3 protein-coding genes are annotated in these 1383 nt (G+C 37.5%); all 3 read right to left on the bottom strand.

Annotated elements, in window-relative coordinates:
• A partial coding sequence (locus tag TY19_RS11775; RefSeq protein ID WP_255346664.1) for a tyrosine-type recombinase/integrase occupies positions 1-298 on the bottom strand: 298 nt, incomplete at its 3' end.
• A gap of 254 nt (positions 299-552) precedes the next feature.
• Entirely contained in the window at positions 553-861 is a 309-nt protein-coding gene (locus TY19_RS11770) for a hypothetical protein (protein WP_052354841.1), read from the bottom strand.
• Between the two features lie 3 nt (positions 862-864).
• Complete coding sequence (locus TY19_RS06940) at positions 865-1044, bottom strand: hypothetical protein (RefSeq protein ID WP_039359349.1); 180 nt, start codon at positions 1042-1044, stop codon at positions 865-867.
• Between the last annotated feature and the right edge of the window lie 339 nt (positions 1045-1383).

The raw sequence follows: 1383 nt of genomic DNA, 5'->3' as shown, positions 1-1383 counted from the left end.
CCTGCTGTTTAAGATAAGTGACAGCAGATGCCCTCAAGACGTGCGGGGTGATTTTAAACGGAATACCGGCCTCTTTCCCAGCTTTGGCAAATGTCACAGCGACTTGATTGATCATCACAGGCTTTCCAAATCTCGTAATGAAAACATATCCTTTTCTCTCGCCAATATGCTCTCGAAGCCTTTCCATAATGCTATTTGAATAAGTAATCACAGTCTCCTTGTAAACTCCCTTCATTTTTGAATGAGAAAAGGTGATTTCGCAGTGCTCCCAATCAATTTGATGGGTTTGTAAGGACAAAACTTCGTTTACCCGTTTGCCTCCCTGTGCAAAATCACCTTTCCGATCAAGCAATCCCTGGGATTAATTTTCTCCAATTCTTTGAAGAATGCGATCCATTACGCTTGAAACATTGCCAATGTTTTCACCTTCTCGTTTATTCTAAAAAATGTTTTCGAACTCTCTTCCTTATTTGGGAGAGCCTTTTTTACAACACCTTGCAAACGTCGATTTAAAAACCCTGTAAAGGAGATATAGCAAGCGGCCCGTGCCTGTCAGCTTGACTCAGCCCATTCTTGTATGAGTTTAATTCTATCAATAATGGCCTCATGGTTAGTCAGAGCAAAGGCTTGCAGACTGATGAGAGAGTTGAGCAAACCAAATTCAACCAGCTTTCGAATGCCTGAACGATAATTAATCTGCGTTTTCAAGCTTAAAGTTGGAAGCCAGTAGGAAATTGCTTCTTCTACCTTGATTTCATCCAGTTTTTTCCAAACCAAATTTGTTTGAAATGCTTTGGCCTGTTCATAGGTTTCCAAAGTAGATGAAAGAAGCGGATCAACGATTGTTGGCATCAAGCTCATAAATTACTTTCCTCCCAACAGCCCTTCAAAAATTTCTCTGTGTTCTGTCAGGCATCTCAGATTTTGAAATGGAAAATGGAAAGGGAGCTTCGCTTTGGCAAGCTTGCTTTTTTCATGAGTTGTTTTCTTGATTTCAATCGGCTGTTCATGTGCTTGCTGATTTTTTGGCTTTCGTTTAGTCATCGTCACCTTGACTTGTTTATAATTAGCCTTATAAACAATAGAATCTGACCTATAATTTTTTTCGTAGCAATATAATGTTTTATCAATTGATGAGCTATGACGTTAAAACTTTTTAGCTACTTATAATAAAACAAACTTTTCTACACATATAGCTAAAAATCTATTGACCTCTTAACATCTGATCTATTATATTTCTTATTATCATACCATTAAAAAGGCTTAAAGTAAAATGAGTGAAGAAGCTGAAAAGTTAATACAAGAAAACGCTAAAGAAATTGACAGTCATGATGAACAAATGGCTAAGCGCCGCAACAAGAAAAAAATAAAGGCTACCATTTA

Source organism: Candidatus Protochlamydia sp. R18, assembly GCF_000648255.1.
Lineage (GTDB): Bacteria > Chlamydiota > Chlamydiia > Chlamydiales > Parachlamydiaceae > Protochlamydia > Protochlamydia amoebophila.
The sequence above is the reverse complement of the archived record's forward strand: the minus strand, read 5'-3'. Positions and strand labels throughout refer to the sequence as shown.